This window comes from Mesobacillus sp. S13 (assembly GCF_020422885.1).
Taxonomy (GTDB): Bacteria; Bacillota; Bacilli; order Bacillales; family Cytobacillaceae; genus Mesobacillus; species Mesobacillus selenatarsenatis_A.
Genome location: NZ_CP084622.1, coordinates 2,274,364 through 2,299,420 on the forward strand (window position 1 = coordinate 2,274,364; position 25,057 = coordinate 2,299,420).

The window sequence follows — 25,057 nt, forward strand, 5'->3', positions numbered from 1 at the left end:
CATAATAACGAGGGACATAATAAGAGTTTTAGGAATGAAGGGGTGTTTTTGATGGCGTATTCTGGTGGACCGATGACGGAAGCGATGTACTATGTGCTGCTGGCGTTGATGCGGCCGAATCATGGATACCAGCTTATGCACGCGATTACAGAGGTCTCGAATGGCCGGCTGAATATGGGTCCCGGTACGCTTTACGGAGTCCTTTCACGGATGCAAAAGGATGGTTTAATTTCATTAGCCGAAAATGATGGCAGAAGGAAGACTTATGAAATCACGCTGGAAGGAAAACAAGCTCTACAGGTTGAGTATGACCGGCTGAAAGCACTGATCCAAGACAGTTGGGTTTTAGAGGAGGATGCTCGAAATGAATAGATCGGTCTATAAGCTTCGCCCCAGTGATTTTTGGCGGATCGGAGAGCATGAAAGCTGGTTTACTGATATGGCGGCCAGGGGACTTTATTTGAAAAAGATGGGCATCCATTTTGCCAGGTTCGAAAAGGGAGAACCTAGGGATATGAAGTATAGAATTGATGTATCCACGACGAAAAGGATTCCTGGTGAGCAAATTGAGATGTATGGTGAAAGTGGATGGGGTTATGTGACCAGTTATGGTCAGTTCCACGTGTTTTCATCGCCGGCCGAGGAGGATGCATCGGAGCTTCATACCGATCCAGCTGAACAGGCTTATACCCTAAAGGAATTGGATAAAAAGCTGGCGTGGAATGCGGGTAGTGCGATTATTGGCATGGTATTGATGTTCGGGATGATGGCATCCATTTGGCTCCTTGATGGCACACCTACATACGTCATGGTAGATGGCTCGATGATCACGCAGACGATATTAACGATTTTCATTGCATATACTGCCTATCATTCATTACGTGCTGCCTTATCGATCCGGGATTTGCGCAAAAGACTAGTCGAAGGGAAACCGATCGACCATCATGCTTCATGGAAAAAACATCACCGAATCCATACGGCAGCTGCTTTTCTTTTTACAGTGGTGGTGGGACTGAGTGCCATCATTCCGTTTGCACAGCTTGCGAAAATGGAGACAAATACCTTGCCAGAAGGAAGCGTGGACCTGCCGATTGTCAGGTTGGCAGATGTAGAAAATGACCCGGACATGATAAGGGCAGAAGCCGAATATATGAGTGACAATGTGGATTGGGGCAATCGACTTTCTTCTGAATGGAGTCCTTTAGCACCCGTTCAATATGAATCAGATGAAAGCGGTGTGGTTCCCGGGAAGCTGTGGGAAGATCTCAGCGGAGAATATTCACCAGCCATCCATACAGAATATTACCAGCTCAGGTTTCCTGGGATGGCGGAAAACCTGGTTTCTGACTTAGTGGAACGATATCGTTATGACAACAGCCTGGATGAATATGTTGAAAAGAAACACGCTGATTTAGATTTATTGATTGTGCATGCTGAAGAGGGAATGAAAGAGGTATTTGCTGCTCATGGTGATGCAGTCATGTATGTGCGTTATCATGGGGATGCGGATGTCAGCACGGTGATCGAAAATGTGGTGGGGAAGATTCGTTGATTTTTAGATTGATAGGAGGGGATATGGTTGAAAGTAAATGCGACCTACCTTATGCGATTGGCAGCGCTGATTATCTTAATCTTTGGAGGCACTTTGGTCATTGTCTATTCCCAAACGGGTGAAGTATTAATGGATCAGGTTATTGGAACTTCTATTGGAGTGGTTTTGTTGATCGCAAGTTTCATTTGGAGATTGATTAAGAGAGCTTGATAATGGTTTGAGGGGGATCTGGTTGGAAGGAATAGATCCGGGAGTTATATTTGCCCGGTTTTACCTTTTTAGCCGGAAACGAGGAAGATATCAGGCTTTTATGTGCCCGGTTTTCTGCTCTTGGTCAGAAACGGGGAAGATATCAGGCTTTTATGTGCCCGGTTCTGTGCTCATTGTAAGAAACGGGGAAGATATCAGGCTTTTATGTGCCCGGTTCTGTGCTCATCGTAAGAAACGGGGAAGATATCGAGTTTTTATGTTCCTGGTTTTCTGCTCTTGATCAGAGACTGGGAACACTTCTAAATACGAACATGAATGTGGGTATTTGCAATTAGTTTTAGGGGGTAGAATTTTTGCAAATATTCTTATTGATGTTTGGTTTTGCGGTGTGGGTATTCATTCTGTATTATTTCCGATCATTGCGAAGGATTTACATAAGAGTACCAAACAGAATGAAGTAATCATTAAGCTTTTGGAGAAAAAGATTGTTAAAGAAGAAGAATGATAATCAAAAAAAGAGCAGTATTTTCGTATGAAACGAAAAATACTGCTCTTTTTCATATTGAAAAGAACAAAATCCTGTGGTAACTTTATATAGATACGCATTCTTTTATTAAATAAATATAATTATCCTTATTTTAATTATACAATGCAATCGAATCGGTAGTCAACTCTTTTATCAAAAAAGTTTAGGGGTGTTGCTATGAATTTGAATCTTCAGGATGAGCAAAAGCGATTGGACAGTGTGATGGAGGCCATTACGGACGAACTCCTCAGAGTGGAAGAAGAAACTTCTAGGCGTAAAAATGAAGTCGTCAACATCCGGAAACATTTTTGGGATGAAGTGAAGGTAAATACGGATACTTTTGATGATTTTCTTGAAACGGTTATTGGCTTGAGACAGGAAGCGCAAGCTCTGTCGGTAAGCCAGAGTACACATAGACACTCTTCCAAGCGTCTGGCCACGCTGCGCCGCATGAAGGAGATTCCTTATTTTGGTCGTATTGATTTTACGGAAGACGGTTCTTCCGCTCCGGATCAAATCTATATTGGGATTTCCTCGCTTACCGATGCTGAGGGTGAAAATTTCTTGATCTATGACTGGAGGGCTCCAATCTCAAGTGTTTATTACGATTACCAGCCTGGACCGGCAAAATATCAAACCCCGGGAGGGACCATCGATGGCCATCTCGAGAAAAAGTGGCAATATCTCATTCGTGGCGGCTTTTTACAGTCGATGTTCGATACGAGCCTGACGATTGGGGACGAAATCTTGCAGCTGGTGCTTGGCAAAGGCACGGATAAACATATGCATAATATCGTTTCGACGATCCAGGAGGAGCAGAACCGGATCATCCGCCATGACACCGGCAGGCTGCTGATTGTTCATGGTGCGGCCGGAAGTGGAAAGACATCTGCTGCCATGCAGCGAATTGCCTATTTGCTCTATAAATACAGAGACCAACTGAATGCAGATCAAATTATCCTTTTCTCTCCGAATACAATGTTCAGCAGCTATGTATCAAATGTCCTGCCGGAACTTGGTGAGGAGAATATGCAGCAGGCAACCTTCCAGGAATATCTGGATCATCGGCTAGGCAAAGACTTTGACGTTGAGAATCCATATGAACAACTGGAATATGTTTTAACAGCTAAGGATGATGAGTCGTATAAAGCCAGGGTAGCAGGCATCCAATTCAAAGCATCCATTCCGTTTTTTGAAGCGATTCTATCCTACAGGAAGTCACTCGAAGTGTCTGGCATGGTCTTTAAGAATATTCTTTTTAGAGGAAAGGCTATTGTCACTTCACAGCAAATGGAAAAAAGTTTTTACAGCAGCGATCCTTCGTTCCGTTTTCATGGCCGTCTTGAAAAATTAAAGGATTGGCTTTTAAAGGAAATGGATGAGGCTGAGAAGGTTGAACGAGATCAAGCATGGGTCCAAGAAGAAATCGAACTGCTTAGTGATGAGGAGTACCATAAAGCGCATGCCTATTTAGCAAAAAAACGGGGATATATAGGGGAATCGATACATGATTATGAAATCGAGGCCGATTCATTGGCCCGCCTGATTGTTAGACGGAAGTTTAATCCTTTGCGTAAAATGATCAAAGCTTATCGTTTCATTAACATCAAGGGAATCTACAAGCAGCTTTTTACCGGTAGCAATCAATTAGAGCGAGTACCAGAGGAATGGCAGGAAGTTTGTTTAGACACTGTAAAGATGCTCGATGATAGGAAGCTTTATTATGAGGATGCCACTCCGTTTCTGCTTTTAAAAGAACTGATACTGGGTTTTCAGATCAATAGTTCAATTAAACACATCGTGGTGGATGAGGCACAGGATTATTCGCCTTTTCAATTTGAGTTTTTGAAGCGATTATTCCCTGCAGCAAAAATGACTGTGCTCGGCGACTTTAACCAGGCGATCTTCGCCCATGCCAGTGAAATGATTGATTTTCACACACTCACCAGCCTATATGGGCAGGATAAAACAGAAGTGATCAACATGTCACGGAGTTACCGATCCACAAAACCGATCATTGAATTTACACGTTCACTCGTGCCGAACGGGGAAAGAATCATCCCATTTGAACGGGATGGCGAACAACCGGTGCTGACACAGGTGGAGAATCAAGAGGAACTGCACAGAAGGATTGCTGACAAAGTTGAACGATTGCGGAATGATGGTTACCGTAGTATCGCGATTATTTGCCAGTCTGCAGAGGAAAGCATGTGCGCGCACCAAGCCCTTTCAAACATTGAAGGAATTAAACTCATTAAAAGCAGCTCAATCGAATACGAACAAGGGGTAGTTGTCATTCCTGCCTACTTGTCCAAGGGGATTGAATTCGATGCTGTCATTATTTATGACTCATCGGAGGACGTTTATTCTGATGAGAGCTTGCGCAGAGTATTCTATACCGCCTGCACACGAGCGATGCATCATTTACAGATTTATTGTATAGGAGAACCGAGTCCTTTTTTACAAAAGGGGCTGGATGAAGGGTTGGTTAAGACTAAGTAATAGAGTTGGAAACAAAGTATGAAAGAAACCGAGCTGCCATTCAGGCAGCTTTTTCTGCTTGAACATTGCTATACTAGCAATAGGAACTATAAAAAAGGTGAGTGTAAAATGGAAACCAACGTTTTCGAACAAATGGCAAGACGCTATGATACCGAAGATCGAATTAAATTAGCAAAAGTAATCGTCAGTGAAGTGAAAAAGGGAATAAGGGAGAGTAAAACAAAATCGTTAATCGATTATGGCAGCGGGACTGGCCTCGTCAGCCTAGAGTTATCAGATTTAGTCGACTCTATTTTGCTAGTGGATTCTTCCAAACAAATGTTGGATGTTGCCGAAGCTAAGATTTCCCGCAGAGGAATCCGCAATGCGAAGGTTCTTTATTCAGATTTTACTCTGGAAACTCCTGAACTGAAAGCGGACATCGTCTTAATGTCGATGGTCCTTCTGCATATTCCAGATACGGAGAAAATCCTTCAGCAATTGTTCAGCATCCTGAATGAGGGTGGCGAGCTGATCATTGTGGACTTTGACAAAAATGATCAAATAGATCATCCGAAGGTACATAATGGATTTTCACATGAAGGGTTAAAGGATATATTATCAAAAGTTGGCTTTGATTCAATCAAGATTAAGACTTTTTATCATGGTAAAAAGATTTTCATAAATCAGGATGCGTCTATGTTTATAGCAAGAAGTTTCAAATAAGAAATCCTTTGCCGTTCTTAACGAATGGCCTATTTGAAATAACACACAAAAAAATCTAGCAATGGTAAAATTGACCTATTTCTATCCTGGTATATGGACTGCTTCCGTAGCAATTATTACAATAATAGTATTATAAACAGGAGGTGACTTATGGAAACAGCAGTAAACGGTCCGTTACTTTTTGAGAATATCTTCAATCATTTAACCTTTCCTGTTGTAATTTTCGAAATAGATCATGAAGCATCTAATGAGGTTCGGGTGTTGGAAGTCAATGAAACCGCCTGTTCCTTGTTTAAATATTCCAGAGAAGAATTTTTAACTAAGAAAGGAATTTCCCTCTTCAATCATTTATCTCCTAGGGTCCTGAAAACATTAAAAACCCTTTTATTCAAAAATGATCGTTTATCCACGATCTTGGAGCTTCGTGATAAAACGGGCCAAGTGTTTACGGTAGAAATCAATGCATCCTTTATTAACCAGGGTAGTAAACCGTTGATTTTTTGCATGTTCAAAGAGTATTCCAGTTCCTCCTGTGAAAATGATGCAGTAAGAGAAGAAAACAGATACTTGCGGATGATTTTGGATACAACCCAATCATTTGTTTTGATTCTTGATAAAGATGGCCGAATATATAGCTGCAATCAATACACTGAAAGGATGACAGGTTACAGCCTTAAAGAATTGCAATACCAGAAGTTTTGGGACATTTTTATTGAAAGTGAGGAGAAGGGTCGGATTTCGCAGTGTTACCTGTCGGGTAATATCCCACTTGAATATCAAAATTCCTGGTTGATGAAAAATGGAAAGAAACGACATATCAAGTGGAAGACTCAAACGGTGACTGATGCTGATGGCAATACTGATTTTGTCTTAGCCACTGGAGTGGATGTTACCGATGAAGTTCTTTCCTATAAAGAGCTTGATAAGAGCAGGGGAAAATACCAAACACTTGTCTCTTCGATGAATGACCTCGTTTTTACAATTGACCGCTCATACACCATCACCAGTGTATATGGAAAGTGGTTAGCAACTAACGGATTTACGAAGGAAGCCTTTGAAGAGAAGTCCATTGACCATTTGTTAAGTGATTGCATCATGCATCAGAAGGTCAAGAAGACTCTTGGCGGAGAGGTTTCGGAATTTGAATGGGAATTAGGATGTGCCGATAAGATCTACAGCTTTCATACTGTATTATCGCCGATTGTTTTACATGACAACACCGTAAGAGAGATTGTTGGTGTTACCCGTGATATAACTGAGAAAAAAAGCCTGGAAGAACACCATAAAAGGATTTATGAGGCACTGACAAGTGGAGTGATTGTCCAAAATACTTCCGGTGAAATCATCTATGTGAACAAGAATTCAACTGAAATTTTAGGTTATAGTGAACATGAACTTAAGAATATGACTTCAATGAGCAAAGACTGGGAAGCAGAGAACTCGGCAGGTGAAGCATTCCCAGGTGAGGAACATCCCGCTATGAAAACGCTGCGGACTGGGGAAGGACACAGCAACGTAGAAATGTTTATCTACAATCCTGAAAAGAAGGAAAAGCGGTGGATCCTGGTTGACACTCGGCCTATTTTCGAAGCAGGAAGCTATAAAAAAGTGGAATACGTCCTGTCTACCTTTTTGGATATTACGAAAAAGAAGGAAATGGATGAAGTTATGCAGCAAGCGCAAAAGCATGCGCTGGTAGGCAAAATTGCTTCAGGGGTCGTTCATGAGATTCGAAATCCGCTTACGAGTTTAATGGGTTTCTTGAAATTGTTCGAAGAAGGAGATCGGAACAGCCAGTTATTTGATTACCTTCCAGTCATAAAAGCAGAGTTAGAGCAACTCAATAAGTTTGCCAATGAATTCATAGAACTCTCCAATACTAATGAAGGTAAATGGGCTGAGGCAAACCTCATAGAAATCATCAATGATGCTATTCATGGATTAAAAATGGAAATAGACGACCGTCAAATAAACATAAGCATAGAATCAGACTATAGTGAGTCGATTTTATTATTTTGCAATGAACCGGATCTAAAACTGCTATTTATAAATCTCTTTGAAAATTCAATAGAAGCGATGGATATCCACGGGAATCTTCAGATTCTAGTGCATTGCCTGGAAGAGAAAGTTATGATCAAGGTCATTGATAATGGAAAAGGCATAAGTCCTGAGCGTTTAAAACATCTTTGTGAACCGTATTATTCCACCAAAGAAAAAGGGACAGGTCTTGGTTTGATGCGCAGTTTAAAAATCATCAATGACCATAAGGGCAAAATTGACTTTTCCAGTGAGGTGGGGCAGGGGACTGTTGTCACGATAGAGCTATTCTACCAACAACAGTAACTTACATATCCCAAATGCAAGGCTTGGAGCACTAGTGCTCCAAGCTTTTTTTAATTGGCTTGTATATGAAAACAGTGCCGCAGATTGCATATTTTCTTTTAAATGGTAAAAATTATTTCTATTAGTCATAAAATGGGGTTTGCTATGAAATTCTCTCGGCTTCAAGTCTCAGCTTTGATTATCTTATTTACTGGAATATCAAACCATGTGATGATCCTTCCGCATTTATTGAGAGTAGCAAAGCGGGATGCCTGGGCTAGTGTTGCGCTGGCCTATGTATTCCTGCTGATTTGGGGATTTCTCACCATTTTCATTTTTAAAAAGATGAATGGCGAAGGTTTTTTAAGCTGGGTGCAAAATCGGGCTGGCAGTATAGTGGGGAAGGGATTTATGCTTTTCTTTGCTGTCTATTTCCTTGTTTCCGGTTCATTGTCATCATACGATTTCATTCTTATGATCAAGGTTTACTTCCTTCCAAATACACCGGCATGGATTGTTACATTGTGTTTCACGTCACTGTGCGTCTGGGCGGCTTTTAAAGGGTTTAGAGTGATTCTTTATACATCGGTCATCTTGTTGCCAATTGTTTGGTCATTTGGGTATTTTGTTGCCTTTTCGACTATGTTTAAAAAAGACTATTCAATGCTTTTCCCTGTGTTCGTGAATGGTTTTCATCCGGTGCTCGAGGGCTTTGTGATTGTGCTGGGCGGGAGTATGGATTTGTTCATATTATTCCTGGTGCATGATAAGTTCAACAAGCCGTTTAAATACATACATTGGGTGATCCTGATGTCTGTTGTGTTAATGCTTGTTGCAGGTCCTACAACAGGTTCCATTTCTTCATTCGGCCCCCATGTTGCCGCTAATTTCCGGTTTCCTGCACTTGAACAATGGAGGCTTGTCCAATTGGGGAGACAAGTATCTCATATGGACTTCTTAGCCGTTTTTCAATTTTTAGCAGGGTCATTCGTTAAAGTTTCTTTGAGTTTATTTCTATTAATAGAGTTATTCAACATCAAATCCTTCAAACTAAAAAGGAATTTGCTAATAGCAAGCGGAGGTATATTTTCATCGATTTCCATTTTGCCATTAAGTGATTTATTGCTGCAAAAAATTGTCGGCAGTTTTTATTATCCAGTGATGTTCATATGTGGTCTTTCTCTTTCAGCCATTCTGCTCATCGTTGGGTTCTTGCCTGGAAGAAAGAAGGTGAACAATAATGTCTGAGCAGCCATTTTCTGAAAAAATCATCGTGGCACAGGAAGCATTATTATCAGGTGAAATGAATAAAAAAGGGCTCCAAGAATTATTTAAGAGTTATGCGGATGTAAAGGTTACGAGCTATAAGCAGACAGGTGAGTCTGTTGCAGTCATTTACTGTAAAGGCATGGTGGATGGAAATCAATTGAATGAGTATTATAACGGTGTCATTGCCTTTCTTAACACAAGGGGAAAGGCTGTGGATACACAAAAGGATTTGCCACCTGTGATCAGTATTGATGAGGTTTCTGTCTTGTTTGACAAAGTGTTTTCGGGTTTCCTTGTTATTTTTCAGAATGGCAGAAAGCATTTCTGGGCAATCGCCATAGCGAATATACCGAAAAGAACACCAGAGGAGTCAAAAACTGAAACATCGATCAAAGGCCCAAAAGATTCTTTTACCGAGGAATTGAACACGAATATTTCCCTGATCAGAAAAAGAATCAAAAGTCCGCAGCTTTTTAATGAAACCATCTCAATAGGCTCGATATCGAAAACCAAGGTATCGATTCTGTATTTATCCGATAAGGTGAATTATGAAGCGTTGAATGAAGTAAGAGAACGATTGAACAAGATTGAGACAGAAAGTATATTGAGTGCGGGGCAGCTGGAGCAATGGGTTTCAGACCGGACTCTTTCTATCTTTCCTTTAATGGATTATATAACACGGCCGGATTTTGCGATTGAATCAATGCTTAGGGGCAGATTCATCGTTGCTGTGGATGGTTCACCCATGGTATTGATTGGTCCGGCTAATTTCACTGAATTAACAAAGTCGCCAGAGGATCTTCATTTCCCTTATTACTTTGTGTTGTTCCAGAGGGTTTTACGAATAGTAGGGATCCTCATTGCGATTTATCTGCCGGGATTTTGGATTGCGATCGCGAGCGTGAATGTCGATCAGCTGCCTTTTCCGCTGCTGGCAACTGTTGTGGTCTCGAGACAGGGATTGCCTTTACCAAGCGCATTGGAGGCATTATTCATTCTTATCTTGTTTGAATTACTAAGGGAAGCAGGAATAAGGATGCCAATAGCAGTAGGGCAAACGATATCAATCGTTGGCGGTCTGATCATTGGGGATGCAGCCATCCGGGCGGGCCTCGCTTCGCCAACCATCATTGTCATCATTGCTTTGACCGCAGTAGCCACATACACACTCGTCAATCAGTCTTTAACAGGAACTGTCACAGTCCTTCGTTTCCTAATTTTAATCATGGCAACCTTCTTGGGTATATTTGGTGTTTATATCGGTTCATTTGCCGTCCTGGTTTATTTGTGTCAGTTAGAGTCGTTCAAACTTAACTATATGGAGCCCATTGTGTCACTAAGACCGAAGGAAATTCTTTCAGCCTTGCTGATTAACCCTTATAAAACAAAGAACTTTTCTGCATCTATGTTAAACAAGGGGAGAAAGAGATGATTACGTTGGGAAGGAACCTTTCACTTGCTGCGGTTATGATCATTCTTATTCTGCAAACAGGTTGTACGGATATCAAAGAAACTCAGGATCTGAACTATGCAACGGCTATCGGGGTGGATTATAAAGATGGGAAATATCATACCTATATTCAATTGGTGGATTTGATGAAGGTTGCTAAAACTGAAGGTGGTGATAGTTCACCAGCCAAAATGTGGGTATCGAAAGCGGAGGGCGAAATCTTTATTGATTCGTTTTTTGAAATTTATAAGACGGCTCAGGAAAGATTCGTATGGGCCCACGTCACAGCAATTGTCCTATCTGAAGCTGCTTTACAACAAGGATTCCAGGAAATCTTTGATGGGCTGACCCGTTACCACGAGTTCCGATTGACTCCTTGGGTCTATGGTACGAACGAATCGATCGAGGACATCCTGTCAACTAAGGGATTTTTTGGTCAAACGTCTCTGAATACAATCTTGCATCATCCGGAATCCATCTTCCAACAAAGCTCTGAACTTAAACCAATACAGTTATTCGAATTGGCAAGGCAGGTATACGAACCAGCCTACACTTCCCATCTTCCATCTCTTTCGATCAATAAAAGCCAATGGAAGGAAGGGGAAAAGCAAGAATCCAAGCTGTATATGAATGGTGCCTATTTTATTAAAAATGATGAGTATAAGGGCTTTTTTACAATAAAAGAAGTAAAGGGACTGAGATGGACCACCCCTGAGATGGAGAGAATCCAGGTAATGATCCCAAATGAGGAGGGCCCATCCTTTTTAACCGTTTTTGAAGACCCGAAAGTGAAGTATGTCAGTAATGGGCCGGAAGTCGATATTGTGGTCAATGTTAAAGGGAATCTTGCCAATCGGGAAAAAAACAAGAATCTTAAACTGGCTGAAATGAAGGGGTTATGTGAGACAATCATTAAAAAAGAAATCCAGGGACAATATGAGTTAGGAATTGAAAAGGAAACAGACTTTTTAAACTTAGAACATGTCCTTTACCGTGAAAGCTGGAGAAAAACCGACAACTTGAAACAAGCGAGTTTGAACAAGGTGAAAGTAAATGTTGATATTATTCATTCAGGGGCGTTGACAAACCGAATGATCGAGATGAAAGATTTGGATTGATGAGTGCTGTTCCCATCAAAGTGTCGAAGCAGGATATGGGGGCGTTTTTGGGATTTCTGTGAATAATTGATGTAAAAATCAAATAAAAGAGCAGTATTCACGCAATTAAACGTAGACTACTGCTCTTTTATATAGGAGAAATAAGCTGAAAATTGGGTATCAGTTAAACAATCCTTATCTATTCAACTTATTTCTATCGAAACTATTATTTGTGGTTGATCATTTGTGGAGGCTCTTCTGTCCATCCGTTCCTGATCATGATTTTCGCCCCTTTATGGGCATATTCAAAAACGTCCTTAGTGAAGATGGACATTTTTATAGGCAGATCATTACGTAAACTAAAAGCCGTGCCAAGGGAGTTGCTTCCCAGGGAAAAACTGCAAAACAGACTTGTACAATACATCATTAGCTTATCGGAGAATGGAGCGACTTTGGATCGAGTTGCATTTCCTCCAGGAGATTGTGGGACTGGGAGCTCATCCTGGATCATTAATTCACTTAATTCTTTTATGATTCCTTTGGCCAGTTCCGCACCTTCATGGAAAAACTTCTTGACCTCTTTATCATGCGCGCACTGAGCAAATCCCAAGATCATTTGGAGTCCAGTAAGGTTTGATTCAATCCCTTTATGAAGATGTGCCACCTCGATTGTGTTTAATGTCCTTTTCTGTGTCAGCGGGTTAAGGGTGCTTGCACTTAAGTAATCTTTATTCTTAACAAACTCCACTGACTTAGGCATTGAAACGAAAGGAGTCCTGACAAGAAGCCCTTTCTCAAGCAGATATTGGGAGCAAATCCTGAAATACTTCTGGGTAAGGGCAGTAAGGTCTTCAAAAAGAATATTTATATCTTCCCTGAACGTCATAGTCAGGTTTAAGGCATGAAGTCCCATGCTGATTTGCTTTAATAGTCGGACAAACATAATATCAAAACCGTTGTCATAAAGCTTTGGAACATCTTTATTTACATCCTGTGCGGTGTAGCCAACCGGAATGACGGCACCTTCCTGTTCATAAATAGCAATGATTTTACCAACATAAATCTCAAGATCACTATGTAAATTTGTCATGATTTCTTTAGCTTTCTCATCATCGGCTTTTTCGATAAAATACTCTAACATTCTTAAGATCATCGTTTTCTCCTGATAAGTGAGCCAAAGTGTCCCTATTTCAGAAGAAGTGATCTGCGGTTTTTCTGGCATTTGCGGTCCTCCGGGAAGTTTTTATTCTTAGGGTGTGCAAAATAGTCCATTTTATTCTGGATTCTGTAGTGCCGAGGACCTTTAGGTTTTTGGCGGGTCGGAACTGTCTGTATGTGGTTATTGTCCTTACTGCGATGTTGTGAAATAAACAATCTTGAAATTATTTCATGCGATCCAACTCAAAGATACAACTCTGTATTCATCAGTCCTCATAGAAAAAGCTAACCCAGGTATGCGGGTTAGCTTTTTCCTCCTAATCTCAGTTCACTGAAATGTGTTTAGTTTAATGGTAAAAGCAGTACCTTTTCCTAGTTTACTTTGAACTGAAATAGTGCCGCCCATACTTTCTATGATTCTATATACCAGCATTAAACCGAGACCTGTGCCGTTTTTTCCTTTCGTTGTATAATAGGGCATTCCTAAACGAGTCATTTGGTCTTGCTCCATTCCTACACCTGTATCGCTTATGATAAGCTCAACCATGGAGTTATTTACATGTAATGCTTGAAAAGTAAGCTTTCCGCCATTGGGCATCGCCTCTACAGCATTTTTGGTTAAATTGACAATACATTGCTGGAATTTTTCTTGATTAGCATTTAATTGAAACGGTATCAAGTCTGTTTCTATTTCAATACAATTCATGTTTGCTAACGGCTGGATGACATTAATAGCTCTTTCTATTTCCAAATGACCCTCAAATATCTGTACTGCTTGGACTGTAGGCTTGGCATAGGTCAAATAATCCGAAATGATTTTCTCAGCACGATTGAGCTCATCTAAGGAAATCGTTAGGAACTGATTTTTTTTATCAGCTGATATATCAGGTGTTTCCTTTAGCATTTGCAGCATCCCTTTTATGGTTGTCATTGGGTTCCTTACTTCATGACTTATTGATGCGGCCAATTGAGAAACAACCTCCATCTTTTCAGAACGAATAAACTGCTCACGCAAAAAAGAAAATTCCCGGATACTCTCAACTAAGTAAACTAAAATAAATAATGACAGGATCACAGTAAACCCAAACCCTATCCAATAGTCCGGCTGGAGTGTAAAACCAAATAGGATATAGGGTGACACAAATACTACTATAGTTGAGAGGATCCCTAAGACCACTACTAGTTTTAACTTGTCTTTCGCCGCCAATAAGTTAAATCTTTTATAAACAGCTAGAATTAACATGGAATTTAAAAGAGTTATCATGATCGTGGTAATACTTCCATCACCACCGAATAAAAGTCGGAATCCCACGGCAATCAGACTATAAATCATCAACGGAACTGGCCCGCCATATAAACCCCCAATGAAAATTGGAACACCTCGTAAATCAAACACAAAATCTTCATTTAAATGAATAGGAAAGGTAATACATAAAATAATCGCAATACAAAAGAATAATATAGTAAGCCACTTTTTCACCTTGATCCCTTTCTGTTCTAAAAACATTGGTAAAAAAGAACAAAACCCAATAATGAATAATAGATTTAATAATAAGTCCTTAACCACCTGGATCAATAGTGATTCCCCCAAAATATGATAGTACTATCATACTGCATTTAGTGTTCCTTTTATAGGTTGAATTTAGGAGTTTAGCCAGTTAGTTACAGGTGAAAAAGGGAAATCTTAATGCGATGAATTATATTAAAGTTGAAAGTGATGCCTGGCATGAACAGAAGTCTGAATACACCATCTGAAAAGAGGAAGATCAACAAGTTTTTAAGATAGGAAAATAGTCTAGAACAAGGAATTAGAAAAAGGAATAATCAGGTTCAAGGAGAAATAAATTCAACTTATAGAGAAGAAAATACAGATTTTAAAAAGGGGGAGCATATGAAAGAAAGAAAAGAAAAAAGAATTAAAGTTCCTGTTGGTTCTAAGAGTGCTGTTACTTTTGGTTCTGCTTTGGCCATTTCAATATCATGGAGTATCCATCATTCCGTTTTATGGGCAATCATTCACGGATTCTTTAGTTGGTTATATGTCATATATTATGTTTTGACCAGGTAAGAAGTCAGGGTAATTATCTTAATTATTTTACGGATTCTGCTCGATTTATAGTGTTAATTAGACCAAAGAATACAAGTGCTTTTTCCCTACTTGTATATCTTTGGTTCTTTCTTTTTTTGAAGGAGTGTTCATTTCATTGATTTAATGAAAAACCACTCTGAGAGTCCTTCAATATCTTAGTTGGACTGATAAATACCCGGCTGTTTTTATCAATTTGTGAAAAGGGTATACAACCAAGAACAGCTTCAAAAGAAAGAGGGGAAATTGATGTCCAATTCTAATGTAATCCAGACGACGTTGAGAGGGAAGGAGCTTTTGTCGAATCCATTTTTGAATAAAGGTACAGCTTTTACTAAGCAGGAACGTGAGGAGCTAGGACTGGAAGGGTTATTGCCGCCTCAGGTGCTAACGCTCGATGAACAGGTAAAAAGGATGTATGAGCAGTATTCGATCAGGACCACCAATTTATTTAAAAATGGAGTCCTTTATGACTTGTATAACAGGAATGTAGTCCTGTTTTACCGATTGCTTAAGGATCATTTAAGTGAAATGCTTCCTATTGTCTATACTCCTACTGTCGGGGAGGCAATCGAGCAATATTCACAAGTATATCGCCGTCCAGGTGGATTGTATTTATCGATTGACGACCAAGAGGGGATTGAAACAGCGTTTAAGAACCTCGGGCATGCCAAAAATGACATTGACTTGATTGTCGTTACCGATTCTGAAAGCATTCTCGGCATTGGAGACCAGGGGATTGGCGGCATCAATATCTCGATTGGTAAGTTAGCCGTTTACACAGCAGCTGCAGGGATTAATCCTAGCCGTGTATTGCCGGTTGTGCTGGATGTGGGAACAAACAACAAGGCTTTGGCGGACGATCCGTTTTACATCGGAAACGAGTTCCCGCGTGTCCGAGGAGAGCGTTATGATGAGTTCATTGATGAGTTTGTCTCGACAGCGAGAAAATTTCATCCAGATGTCCTGCTTCACTGGGAAGACCTTGGCAATGTGAATGCCCGTAAGATCATGAAGAAGTATGGAGATAAGATTCTCACCTTTAATGATGATATCCAGGGAACCGGAGCTGTCACGCTAGCGGCTATTAAGTCAGCCTTGAAGATGACCGGGGGTTCATTGAAGGAGCAACGGATTGTTGTCTTTGGTCCAGGCGCTGCTGGAATTGGCAATGCTGATCAGATGGTGGATGCCATGGTTTCTGAAGGATTATCGAAGGATGAAGCTTATGACCAGTTCTGGCCAGTGGATTTCAGAGGCCTTTTGACGGAAGAACATGGAGATGTCTTGGATTTTCAAAAGCCTTATGTCCGCGGAGTTCAAGAAGTGGAAGGCTGGGAACGAAATGACGGAGGCATCATTCCATTAATGGAAGTGGTCAAAAGAGTGAAACCGACAATACTGATCGGTACATCTGGACAAGCAGGAGCCTTCTCGGAGGAAATCATCAAAGAGATGGCAAAGCATACAAATCGCCCAATCATCATGCCGATGTCCAACCCGACACCACTTGCAGAGGCAGTCCCAGCAGATTTGATTCAATGGACGGAAGGACGGGCACTGGTTGCAACGGGAAGCCCTTTTGAGGATGTAGAACACAATGGAGTTTCCTATGAAATCGGCCAGGCTAACAATGCCTTTATTTTTCCGGGACTTGGGCTCGGAGCCATTGTGGCAAAAGCAAAAATCATTTCAAAAGGTATGTTCACCGCAGCTGCAGACGCTGTTGCCGACATGTGCTGCAATGATAAGCCTGGCGCATCCCTACTTCCTAACATCAATACATTGCAGGAAGTTTCTGAAAAGGTGGCAATGGCAGTCATTCATGCTGCTATCAAGGAGGGGGTTGCTCAGGCAGATATGCATGATGTCCAAAAGGCAGTGGCAGATGCTATGTGGAAACCGGTGTATAAAGAGATTAGAAGCATTAAAATTTAATGGTGGATCATAAGAGCACAGGGTGGTAACCCTGTGCTCTATCCGGTTTTTAGATGTTTAAAAACTAAACACCTTTGTCTTCAAATGCATGAATTTCATTATTATTACCTAACACGATGAGGATATCATCAGTGCAGATGACTTCTTCAGCTGAGGGGGAGACAATAAATTCTTCTCCGCGCTGGATCCCGATGATCGTACATCCGTAATTGGCACTTACATTCAGTTCATTTAATGTTTTGTCAGTTACTTTTTTTGTAGAGACGATTTCTGCAATGCTGTGGTTCTTGGAAAGCTCAATGAAATCAATAATCTTATCAGAAGTAACATGGTGGGCGATTCTCTTAGCCATTTCCCTTTCAGGGTGAATGACGCGATCGGCTCCGATTTTTACTAAGACCTTTTGATGGTTCTCACTTAATGCTTTCACCCATATTTGTTTGACACCCAAGTCCTTTAGCAGCAATGTGGTGAGGATACTAGCTTCAATATTACCGCCGAAGGATACAATGACAAGGTCGAAATTTTTGAGACCCAATGATTTCAGATTACTTTCACTAATGGCATTGGCCACAACAGCATGTGTAGCAAATTTGCTATACCTGTTCACTCTTTCCTCATTCACATCGACGGCCAGAACCTCGAATCCAAGATGATGAAATTCCTCGACAAGGCTTCCGCCAAAGCGGCCAAGACCTATCACAGCAAATAACTTTCTCATTATGTATTTCCTCCTGATTACAAAAAATCTTAATACGTCAATTCTTGATATTGTTTTTTAATAAAATGAAAGAAAATGATCAGTAAGATGGCTGCTGCTGGGTAAACGGGGATGGAATACAAGAGCTTCCAGCCTGTATAAATTAAGGCTTTATTTTTCACACAAATCCATTCATATAATAACGAAAATCCTGTCCATCCTATAATATAGAAAACAGTTTTTTTACCGTGTAATTCAAACTTATCGTAAAAATAAAGAAATACTAAGGAAGCACAAGGGTACATGAATAAATGGAACAATGCTCCGGAAAGTTCGTATGTTGGATTATCACCGAAATAGTAGGCCGTAAAAGGGGTAGCAATTAAAAAATAGTCAATGGATGAAACAAGAAATATGTTATACATCCAGATAAGCAGGACAATCACTGGCCGGAAGTATTTTCGGATGGGCCAGAATGTTAATAATGCTGCAACGGAAGAGATCAGAAAGAACCATTCGTTCCAATCGTATTTTACATTCATTTGTCATGGCCTCCTTTAAAAAGTAGAATGCGGTATCCGTTCATAAAGCCAATCAGTAAGATGAGAGCTCCAAACCATACGGAAGGTGACCACCAAAACTGCCAATTCACATGAATCAATACACCTAAAAAATGGTTTATCCATTCAACACCTGTTAATATTGCTATAAACAAAATCATTAAAAAGCCCTTTTTGGACCATGTATCCGTGACCAAATAATAATCTAAAAATAGAAGCATGATCACTGGGTAAAGGTTGATTCGACTAATAAAATGAGATATTTCAAGCGGCAAAATTTCAGGAATGCGCAGAGTTTTAAAATTCATGTAACAAAGGGCAGAGAAATTTTGAGTAATGTAAGAAGCAAGAAACCAATAAGCCGTGATTTCTAGAATGTGGAGGTTTTTCTTTTTCTTTATGAAAAAAAGTAAAGCGAAACCGTTTAATAAGAGATAAATGAACAATACCATATAGAATCTCCTTATTTACCTATTCCCTTTTGCTTGGCCAAAAGGCCTTTTCTCGATTGAGGAGGGAGTCCTCTGCATTATGACTTATTGTCACCAAGAATCATTCAAATATGTTTCTCTCTAACTGTTATTTGAAGTATGGATGAAAGTAAATGTTCCCTAACGATATAGTGTGTTAAAATAAGAATATACGTTCGTGTCATAGAGGTGTTTATTTTGCTGGAAAACAAAGAAGATATAATAAAGTTAATTCAATCAGACGAAAATATGATGAAGATCATCCATACAGCAGCCACACTTGACTTGCCGGATTGGTGGATCTGCGCTGGTTTTTTGCGTTCGAAAATCTGGGACACATTGCATGGATTTAAGGAGCGGACAATGACTCCAGATGTTGATGTGATATACTTTGATTCCGCAAATCTTGATGAAGAGTATGAAAAGAAACTGGAAACTGAGTTGAAGAGCCATATGCCTGAGATTCCCTGGTCTGTGAAAAATCAGGCAAGGATGCACGTTGTCAATCAAATTCCGCCTTATAAATCTTCGGAAGACGCCATTTCGAAATTCCCTGAAACGGCTACGGCACTAGGTGTGAAGCTGGATAGGGAAAGCAGGCTTGTCCTAACGGCACCATTCGGACTGGAAGATGTCCTCCATATGGAGTTGAAGCCGACTCCATTTTTTACAGAGACGAGAGAACGTGCTGCCATTTACGAGGAGCGGCTGCTCAAGAAAAATTGGACAGCTAAATGGCCGATGGTGAAAGTACATCATGTAATCCTACTCTCCCGGTAAGAATCCCAGCTCGAATAGCTCCGCAAAGTACACTTCCTGAAACTTCTTATTCAGAATCCCTGTATAATAGGCGAGCGGATTTTTAACTTTTATATTTGTTTTCATTTTTCGGATGAGCTGCTTAAAAGAATCCATAGAGACGGACAGTATGGTGTCTGTTTCGTTTTCCTGGTTGTTTTTGTAGGCGGCGATTGCCGTCATTCTCCAAAATTCCTCGATTGTCTTTGCATCTGGAAAGAAGTACTTAGCCAACTCGACAAATGGCTTTGGAATCCGGTCGCTTACAAAAAGGTGGCCTGCAGGCTCCTTGGTGTTGGATATTTCTTCACGTTTATTATTCTTAATAGTTTTAGTTTCAGAAAGAATAATAGTTTTATTATGGTGGTTCATTTTTTCCTTCTTAGGTGGTTCACCATTGGGAAAACGATTAAAAACGTATAGATTGCTGGACTGTGAGCCATTTTTTCGTTCTGTTTCATGTACAGTGATAATTCCAAGATTGCTTGCCTTGATGATCATTCTTTTAAAAGTGGAACGGGAAATGCCTAGCTCATTGTACTCCTCATGAATTGCCTTCAGCACCGTACCGATTTTCGCATTGCTGACACCAGGAATTTTAGCAGCAAAGCGGGCAAGCCTTTTTAGTCCAACCAATTCGCCCTTTGAAAAATCATACTTGTGGATAGCCAGCCACATCTCCAAATGACGATTGAACTCCTCCAGCGAACCGAACTGCGAATACCCCTCAAACCCCTCAATGACCCCAGATTTAATTGTCATCATTTTGCACCGCCCTTTCACTGTCTATATATAGCTGGGCAGGCAAAAAGGACAGGGTGGGTAGGGGGATATTGTGGCAGTATTGTGACAGAACGAAGATTGTTGTACGTGAAAATCGTCAAGTCTTTTTTAAAATTATAATAGTACCAAAAATGAGGTGAAGCCTCTTGGATAAACAAATAATGGAACAATTTACAGAGTAGAGAAAAGAAATTAAGGAAATCAAAGAATGCTCAACTTAATCGAAAGAGAGCAAATGGGGGGATATTTGAAGATACCAATATGAGGACAAAATCGGAACTGGAATATTTGAATCATAGAATATTACAAATGGATAAGAGAATATACTTCTTGGAAAAGCAATCCATTTATGGACAATAGGAACCCATAAATGTTCATTCAGTTTTAAATAAGCTTTCTCCTTAGCTTTCTCCTTAAGCATATACGCCCCGGAAGACGCTTGCAGAACCCAATCACGTCTTGTAATGGTGATTATAAATGAAGTTATGATAAGCCAGGAGTTGGTCAAAACCAGGAAGCTTTCTATTGAAGTTGTCCAAAGTAGCCCCGGGTTCTGACAGCTTTTCAACGATTACCTTCAAAGCTGTCAGAAGTAGCCCCAAGTTTGGACAAAACTAGGAAGATTTCTATCAAAGTTGTCAGAAGGAGCTCCTGGGTCTGTCAAAATCAGTAGAAATTCAATAAAAGTTGTCCGAAGCCTCATATCAAGAACTATAGGGTCATTTAAGTAACTTCCCCGGATTTTTCACCTTGATTGAAACAACTTCTCCGCAATCCAAGCAAACTGTATAAACCCTTTCAGATCCGATAGACATTTTTTTATCAACTGGCCTTAGATTAATATAATCCATCGCCTGGACGAAAGAGTTTCCTCCGCAACTTTGGCATTTCATTTCTTTATTACTCATAAATTACATCCCCTTTCTATATATTGCTAATACGATTCTAATGTGCAGAGGTTTCAACTTTTAACGAGAAAAGGGATTGCTTATCATTTAAGGAGGATATTCGCTCTCTTTGTTGAATTAATCTTCTATTGATTGTAAAGGGGATATTCTCAATGGAGTTAAAAGATCATATCAAGCAGTTAGAGGAAAAGTTATTGACGGCAGAAGTCCGTTCATCGAAAACAGAGCTGAAAAAGTTATTGGCTGATGAGTTCTTTGAATTCGGAAGTTCTGGAAGGGTTTTGTATATGAATGAAGATTTTGAAGGTGGAATTGGGATCATCAAAGTTACATTAAGTGATTTTGATATTCATCCTTTATCAGATCAAATTGTCCTGGCGACATACCGGACTTTCAATGAAGAGACAAACCAACATGCATTAAGGAGTTCTATTTGGAAACTAAAAGATGGTGTATGGAAAATGGTGTTTCACCAGGGAACCAAGACGGATCCTCTATTTTAAAAGTATTCTATAGAATTGGAACTTCATATTGAGTGAAACATACTAGAAGGTGAAATGAAAATACGGAACAAAGTATTGAGGAAAATAGAAATGTATGCGACAATAACATGGAAATATTTTACTAAAAGGAGCTATGAGCATGGGGAAACCAACAAAGAAACCTATTTTGAAAAGGTACCCTGCCCTTACAACATTACTCATAACACTATGGATCTGGTATGGTTCCTATCATCTTGGAGTAAATATAGGGGAGTTCTTCGCTAATTTAAATAACTGAGCATACATAGTAGAATCCTAGCTCAGCCATATGTATAGAATGATTGTTTAAAAGATTTCTTATGAAAGGTGAGAGTATGGATCATACATCATCGTTGAAAACAATCTTTGCTTCTTTGCAATGGTTGTTTTTTATTTTTGCTAATACGGTTGTTGTTCCGGTGTCGATTGGAACTGCTTTTGGATTGGATAGTGCTGAGATTGCGGCCATGCTGCGGAGTTCACTTATTTTTACAGGAGTGGCATGTGTGCTGCAGGGGTTGTTCGGTCATCGATATCCATTGATGGAGGGGCACTCGGGTGTGATGTGGGGATTAGTCCTGAATCTCAGCCTGGCTGCTTCTTCAATGGGTATGAGCCTTCCGGAAATAGGCGGGGGAATTGCATCGGGAATGCTGCTTGCAGGGACTGTCATTGTAGTTCTGGGATTATTTCGATTGCTTTCTTATATCCAAAGAGTTTTTACGCCGATGGTCATGACGGTATACCTGTTTCTTCTTACATTCCAACTGATCCTTATCTTTTTTAAAGGGATGCTGAAAGTGACTGAGGATGGAAGTCTTGATTTGCCGGTTACCTTGTTTTCTTTCGGAGTTGTAGTTCTGGTTAGCCTGTTGAAAATAAAAGGGAATGACACCATCGGGAATTTTTCGATTTTGATCGGAATGCTGCTGGGCTGGGCTGTCTATGTGATTGTATTTCCTGCGGAAAAAGTTGCTGGCAGTCAAGGTTCAATCGAATTTTCATTCTTCCCCCTTGGTACTCCTAATCTGAGTTACGGAATCATCGCAATCACTTTTATTGCCAGTATCATCAATCTCAGCAATACCATTGCATCTGTCCAGGCAGCGTCCAAGCTTAAAGGTGAGGATGTTGCACAGTCATCATTTGATAGATCGTATCTTTTGACTGGAAGCTATTCAATTGGCGCGGCTTTTTTTGGACTTGTATCCTATGCTCCGTTCGCTTCGTCCGTCGGATTTTTGGAAAGCACTCGGATTCTTGACAGGAAACCATTCCTAATTGGGGGCGGATTGATGGCGATCCTTGGCATCATCCCAATCCTGGGTGCCTTGCTGGCAACGCTCCCAATCACTGTTGGAAATGCCGTGCTCTTTGTAGCCTATCTTCAGCTTTTTGGAACCTCTTTAAAAAGCTTGAATGGCTATACGTTTGATTCTAAATCCATTTTCAGGATTGCCGCCCCAGTATTGTTGGGGCTGAGCATCATGAATTTGGATGCTGAGCTCTTTACCGTTTTCCCCATCATCCTGCAGCCGCTTCTCTCGAATGGTTTTATTATGGGTGTCTTATTATCCATCCTGCTCGAAACCTTCATCCGATGGGATGAGCGTGAACTAAAGGGAAGTGAAACAGCGGTTTTAAATGAGTAGCAGAGAGGAAATGGGAGGTGATCTTCTTTGGGTGAACTACTATACGGCAACGAAGAGATTTATATTATTGTTTATTGTTTCATCCTATTATGGTTAAATCTCGACTACATAAAGGACTACAAAAAGATTAAAACCGGTCTAAGCGAAATATCTTCTGACGCAGAGCTGGAAGTGAATCCAGAAGGTTTGTCTATGGTACTCATTGATTTGCTATTTAACTTTTTCAGAAGATGGTTATTATATATCCTTGCCGTGTTAATGACTGGAAATATATTTGTAGTGATTGTGTCCGTCACTTTATTTGCGATAAGTTTATATGATGTTTTATTTAATTACAGTCTGGCAAAGTTAAAGAAATCAAATCTTAAATTTTATCTCGCAGGCCTGGATACGATATATGTTTCGATTTTTGTTTCTTACCTGTTACTTTCATAGAATCCTGTGGTATATCACCCCCGGATTTATTCGTCCCAACTGTTAAAATCGAAGTGCAGATTTAATCCGGGATAAGACAATGAGCAAACTTAAGACGGGTTCGAGGTCAAAAGGCGCAAAGCTGTCAAAAGAAGAGACAACTTAAGACAGGTTTGGGACCAAAAGGCTCAAAGCTGTCAAAAGAAGAGTGAACTTAAGACAGGTCCGGGACCAAAAGGCTCAAGGCTGTCAAAAGATTAGTGAACTTAAGACAGGTTTGGGACCAAAAGGCTTAAAGCTGTCAAAAGAAGAGGCAACTTAAGACAGGTTTGGGACCAAAAGGCTCAAGGCTGTCAAAAGATTAGTGAACTTAAGACAGGTTTGGGACCAAAAGGCTCAAAGCTGTCAAAAGAAGAGTGAACTTAAGACAGGTTGGTCATCAAAAAGCTCAAAGCTGTCAAAAGATGATCAAACTTAAGACAGTTTCGGCATCAAGAGGTGCAAAGCTGTCAAAAGATGAGTGAACTTAAGACAGGTTCGGTACCAAAAGGCGCAAGTGCTTAAGGTTTTTTGAGAAGTCTGTAGCTTTTTACGAATTAGTTACAAAAGGCATTGCTGCGCAATGCCTTTTGTTGTGTCCTCCTAATCAATCAAATTCCATCGTTCCTTTTGACCGGGACTGATATTCAGCGAATTTTAGCAGCAAGAAGCTTACGGCGAAGAATGCAATGCCTAACAGGATTTCTTCGCCTAAAAGGACAATCACATTGGAATAGTTCCCATCGTTTAAGATGTCTTTTGTAAGTTGGACGCCTCTTGTCAGTGGGGTGAACTGCCCAAGGAACTGCAGCCATTCTGGCATCCTGGAAAAAGGATAGTTGGCACCACTCAATAAAAGCAACAGGCTTGCCAGTAAATTGGACCATAGGTGCATAGATGGGGACCAGAGACAAAATGTCCCAAGTATCAGGCCAAGCCCGGTCGCGGTAAAAATGGAAAAGAGCCAAATAACAAGCAGTACGAGACCTTCTTTTACAGAAATCGTTAACTGAAAGATGAGTACCCCAAACATCAATCCGATAGCTGCGGTTACAAGTCCATTTAAGACGTGGGCAATTGATCTGGATAGAAATAAGCTTGCTTTATTGTACGGTGTCGCTATAACCAGGGGAAGTGTTCCCATCCATCGATCGGAAGTGATGACAGACATAATGCCAAACACTGAATTTAATACACAGAGCAGGAGAGCGTTCGCTGCTACATAACCTAATAGATTTATTCCCTTGTATACATAGTTTACTAGTGTTGAAAAGAATATGAGTTGGCTAAGTGGGCTGAGAACCATCACGAAAATATATACCTTTGGATCAAGCCAGCCAAATAATGCCTTATACGATAAAAATCCATGACGTAAAAATCGTTGAACAGCTTCCATT

General features: G+C 40.4%; 23 protein-coding genes. 15 read left to right on the forward strand and 8 right to left on the reverse strand.

Going from position 1 to position 25,057, the window contains the following annotated elements:
• The first annotated feature begins 51 nt into the window (after positions 1-51).
• From LGO15_RS11630 to LGO15_RS11670, 9 genes are all read left to right on the forward strand, one after another.
• The gene (locus LGO15_RS11630; protein WP_226087688.1) at positions 52-372 is read left to right on the forward strand and encodes a PadR family transcriptional regulator; all 321 of its coding nucleotides are present in this window, start codon (positions 52-54) and stop codon (positions 370-372) included.
• Complete coding sequence (locus tag LGO15_RS11635) at positions 365-1,552, forward strand: DUF2812 domain-containing protein (protein ID WP_226087689.1); 1,188 nt, start codon at positions 365-367, stop codon at positions 1,550-1,552. The genes LGO15_RS11630 and LGO15_RS11635 overlap by 8 nt, the downstream gene beginning before the upstream one ends.
• Before the next feature lie 27 nt (positions 1,553-1,579).
• The gene (locus tag LGO15_RS11640; protein WP_226087690.1) at positions 1,580-1,762 is read left to right on the forward strand and encodes a hypothetical protein; all 183 of its coding nucleotides are present in this window, start codon (positions 1,580-1,582) and stop codon (positions 1,760-1,762) included.
• Positions 1,763-2,465: 703 nt separating this feature from the next.
• Positions 2,466-4,790 carry an RNA polymerase recycling motor HelD gene (gene helD / locus LGO15_RS11645; RefSeq protein ID WP_226087691.1) on the forward strand — a complete coding sequence of 775 codons (2,325 nt, stop codon included), beginning with the start codon at positions 2,466-2,468 and terminating at the stop codon, positions 4,788-4,790.
• Between the two features lie 108 nt (positions 4,791-4,898).
• Positions 4,899-5,495 carry a class I SAM-dependent methyltransferase gene (locus tag LGO15_RS11650; RefSeq protein WP_226087692.1) on the forward strand — a complete coding sequence of 199 codons (597 nt, stop codon included), beginning with the start codon at positions 4,899-4,901 and terminating at the stop codon, positions 5,493-5,495.
• A gap of 150 nt (positions 5,496-5,645) precedes the next feature.
• Entirely contained in the window at positions 5,646-7,838 is a 2,193-nt protein-coding gene (locus tag LGO15_RS11655; protein WP_226087693.1) for a PAS domain-containing sensor histidine kinase, read from the forward strand.
• A gap of 144 nt (positions 7,839-7,982) precedes the next feature.
• Complete coding sequence (locus LGO15_RS11660; protein ID WP_226087694.1) at positions 7,983-9,065, forward strand: GerAB/ArcD/ProY family transporter; 1,083 nt, start codon at positions 7,983-7,985, stop codon at positions 9,063-9,065.
• Positions 9,058-10,518: a spore germination protein gene (locus LGO15_RS11665; RefSeq protein WP_226087695.1), complete on the forward strand. Its 1,461-nt coding sequence runs from the start codon at positions 9,058-9,060 to the stop codon at positions 10,516-10,518. Before LGO15_RS11660 ends, LGO15_RS11665 begins: the two co-directional genes overlap by 8 nt.
• A complete protein-coding gene (locus LGO15_RS11670) occupies positions 10,515-11,654 on the forward strand; it encodes a Ger(x)C family spore germination protein (RefSeq protein WP_226087696.1) in 1,140 nt (379 codons plus the stop codon). The genes LGO15_RS11665 and LGO15_RS11670 overlap by 4 nt, the downstream gene beginning before the upstream one ends.
• 205 nt (positions 11,655-11,859) lie before the next feature.
• On the opposite strand, the gene LGO15_RS11675 is transcribed toward LGO15_RS11670, so the two are convergent.
• Entirely contained in the window at positions 11,860-12,855 is a 996-nt protein-coding gene (locus tag LGO15_RS11675) for a DUF3231 family protein (protein ID WP_226087697.1), read from the reverse strand.
• 264 nt (positions 12,856-13,119) lie between these two features.
• Positions 13,120-14,358 (reverse strand): ATP-binding protein, encoded by a 1,239-nt coding sequence (locus tag LGO15_RS11680; RefSeq protein WP_226087881.1) that lies wholly within the window; start codon positions 14,356-14,358, stop codon positions 13,120-13,122.
• A 324-nt stretch (positions 14,359-14,682) separates the two neighbouring features.
• Here LGO15_RS11680 and LGO15_RS11685 point away from each other — a divergent pair, with 324 nt between their 5' ends.
• Together LGO15_RS11685 and LGO15_RS11690 are read left to right on the forward strand one after the other, a co-directional pair.
• Positions 14,683-14,859 (forward strand): hypothetical protein, encoded by a 177-nt coding sequence (locus tag LGO15_RS11685; RefSeq protein ID WP_226087698.1) that lies wholly within the window; start codon positions 14,683-14,685, stop codon positions 14,857-14,859.
• Positions 14,860-15,126: 267 nt separating this feature from the next.
• Complete coding sequence (locus LGO15_RS11690) at positions 15,127-16,815, forward strand: NAD-dependent malic enzyme (RefSeq protein WP_226087699.1); 1,689 nt, start codon at positions 15,127-15,129, stop codon at positions 16,813-16,815.
• A gap of 64 nt (positions 16,816-16,879) precedes the next feature.
• Here LGO15_RS11690 and LGO15_RS11695 read toward each other — a convergent pair whose 3' ends face one another.
• Genes LGO15_RS11695 through LGO15_RS11705 form a run of 3 tightly spaced genes read right to left on the reverse strand, consistent with a single transcriptional unit; the run spans position 16,880 to position 18,527 of the window.
• Entirely contained in the window at positions 16,880-17,536 is a 657-nt protein-coding gene (locus tag LGO15_RS11695; protein ID WP_226087700.1) for a potassium channel family protein, read from the reverse strand.
• A gap of 29 nt (positions 17,537-17,565) precedes the next feature.
• Entirely contained in the window at positions 17,566-18,057 is a 492-nt protein-coding gene (locus tag LGO15_RS11700; protein ID WP_226087701.1) for a hypothetical protein, read from the reverse strand.
• Complete coding sequence (locus tag LGO15_RS11705) at positions 18,054-18,527, reverse strand: hypothetical protein (RefSeq protein WP_226087702.1); 474 nt, start codon at positions 18,525-18,527, stop codon at positions 18,054-18,056. The genes LGO15_RS11700 and LGO15_RS11705 overlap by 4 nt, the downstream gene beginning before the upstream one ends.
• A 213-nt stretch (positions 18,528-18,740) precedes the next feature.
• Between LGO15_RS11705 and LGO15_RS11710 the strand changes: the two genes are divergently transcribed.
• Positions 18,741-19,325: a nucleotidyltransferase family protein gene (locus LGO15_RS11710; RefSeq protein WP_226087882.1), complete on the forward strand. Its 585-nt coding sequence runs from the start codon at positions 18,741-18,743 to the stop codon at positions 19,323-19,325.
• Here LGO15_RS11710 and LGO15_RS11715 read toward each other — a convergent pair.
• Together LGO15_RS11715 and LGO15_RS11720 are read right to left on the reverse strand one after the other, a co-directional pair.
• The gene (locus tag LGO15_RS11715) at positions 19,311-20,108 is read right to left on the reverse strand and encodes a hypothetical protein (RefSeq protein ID WP_226087703.1); all 798 of its coding nucleotides are present in this window, start codon (positions 20,106-20,108) and stop codon (positions 19,311-19,313) included. The genes LGO15_RS11710 and LGO15_RS11715 overlap by 15 nt on opposite strands.
• Positions 20,109-20,845: 737 nt before the next feature.
• Entirely contained in the window at positions 20,846-21,034 is a 189-nt protein-coding gene (locus LGO15_RS11720) for a hypothetical protein (RefSeq protein WP_226087704.1), read from the reverse strand.
• A gap of 152 nt (positions 21,035-21,186) precedes the next feature.
• Here LGO15_RS11720 and LGO15_RS11725 point away from each other — a divergent pair, with 152 nt between their 5' ends.
• The 3 genes from LGO15_RS11725 to LGO15_RS11735 all read left to right on the forward strand — a co-directional run bounded on the left by LGO15_RS11725 (position 21,187) and on the right by LGO15_RS11735 (position 23,642).
• Positions 21,187-21,537 carry a nuclear transport factor 2 family protein gene (locus LGO15_RS11725; RefSeq protein ID WP_226087705.1) on the forward strand — a complete coding sequence of 117 codons (351 nt, stop codon included), beginning with the start codon at positions 21,187-21,189 and terminating at the stop codon, positions 21,535-21,537.
• Between the two features lie 353 nt (positions 21,538-21,890).
• Positions 21,891-23,207, forward strand: a complete 1,317-nt coding sequence (locus LGO15_RS11730; RefSeq protein WP_226087706.1) for a uracil/xanthine transporter — start codon at positions 21,891-21,893, stop codon at positions 23,205-23,207.
• Positions 23,208-23,234: 27 nt separating this feature from the next.
• A complete protein-coding gene (locus LGO15_RS11735; protein ID WP_226087707.1) occupies positions 23,235-23,642 on the forward strand; it encodes a hypothetical protein in 408 nt (135 codons plus the stop codon).
• 625 nt (positions 23,643-24,267) lie between these two features.
• On the opposite strand, the gene LGO15_RS11740 is transcribed toward LGO15_RS11735, so the two are convergent.
• Positions 24,268-25,056: an ABC transporter permease gene (locus LGO15_RS11740; protein ID WP_226087708.1), complete on the reverse strand. Its 789-nt coding sequence runs from the start codon at positions 25,054-25,056 to the stop codon at positions 24,268-24,270.
• Between the last annotated feature and the right edge of the window lies 1 nt (position 25,057).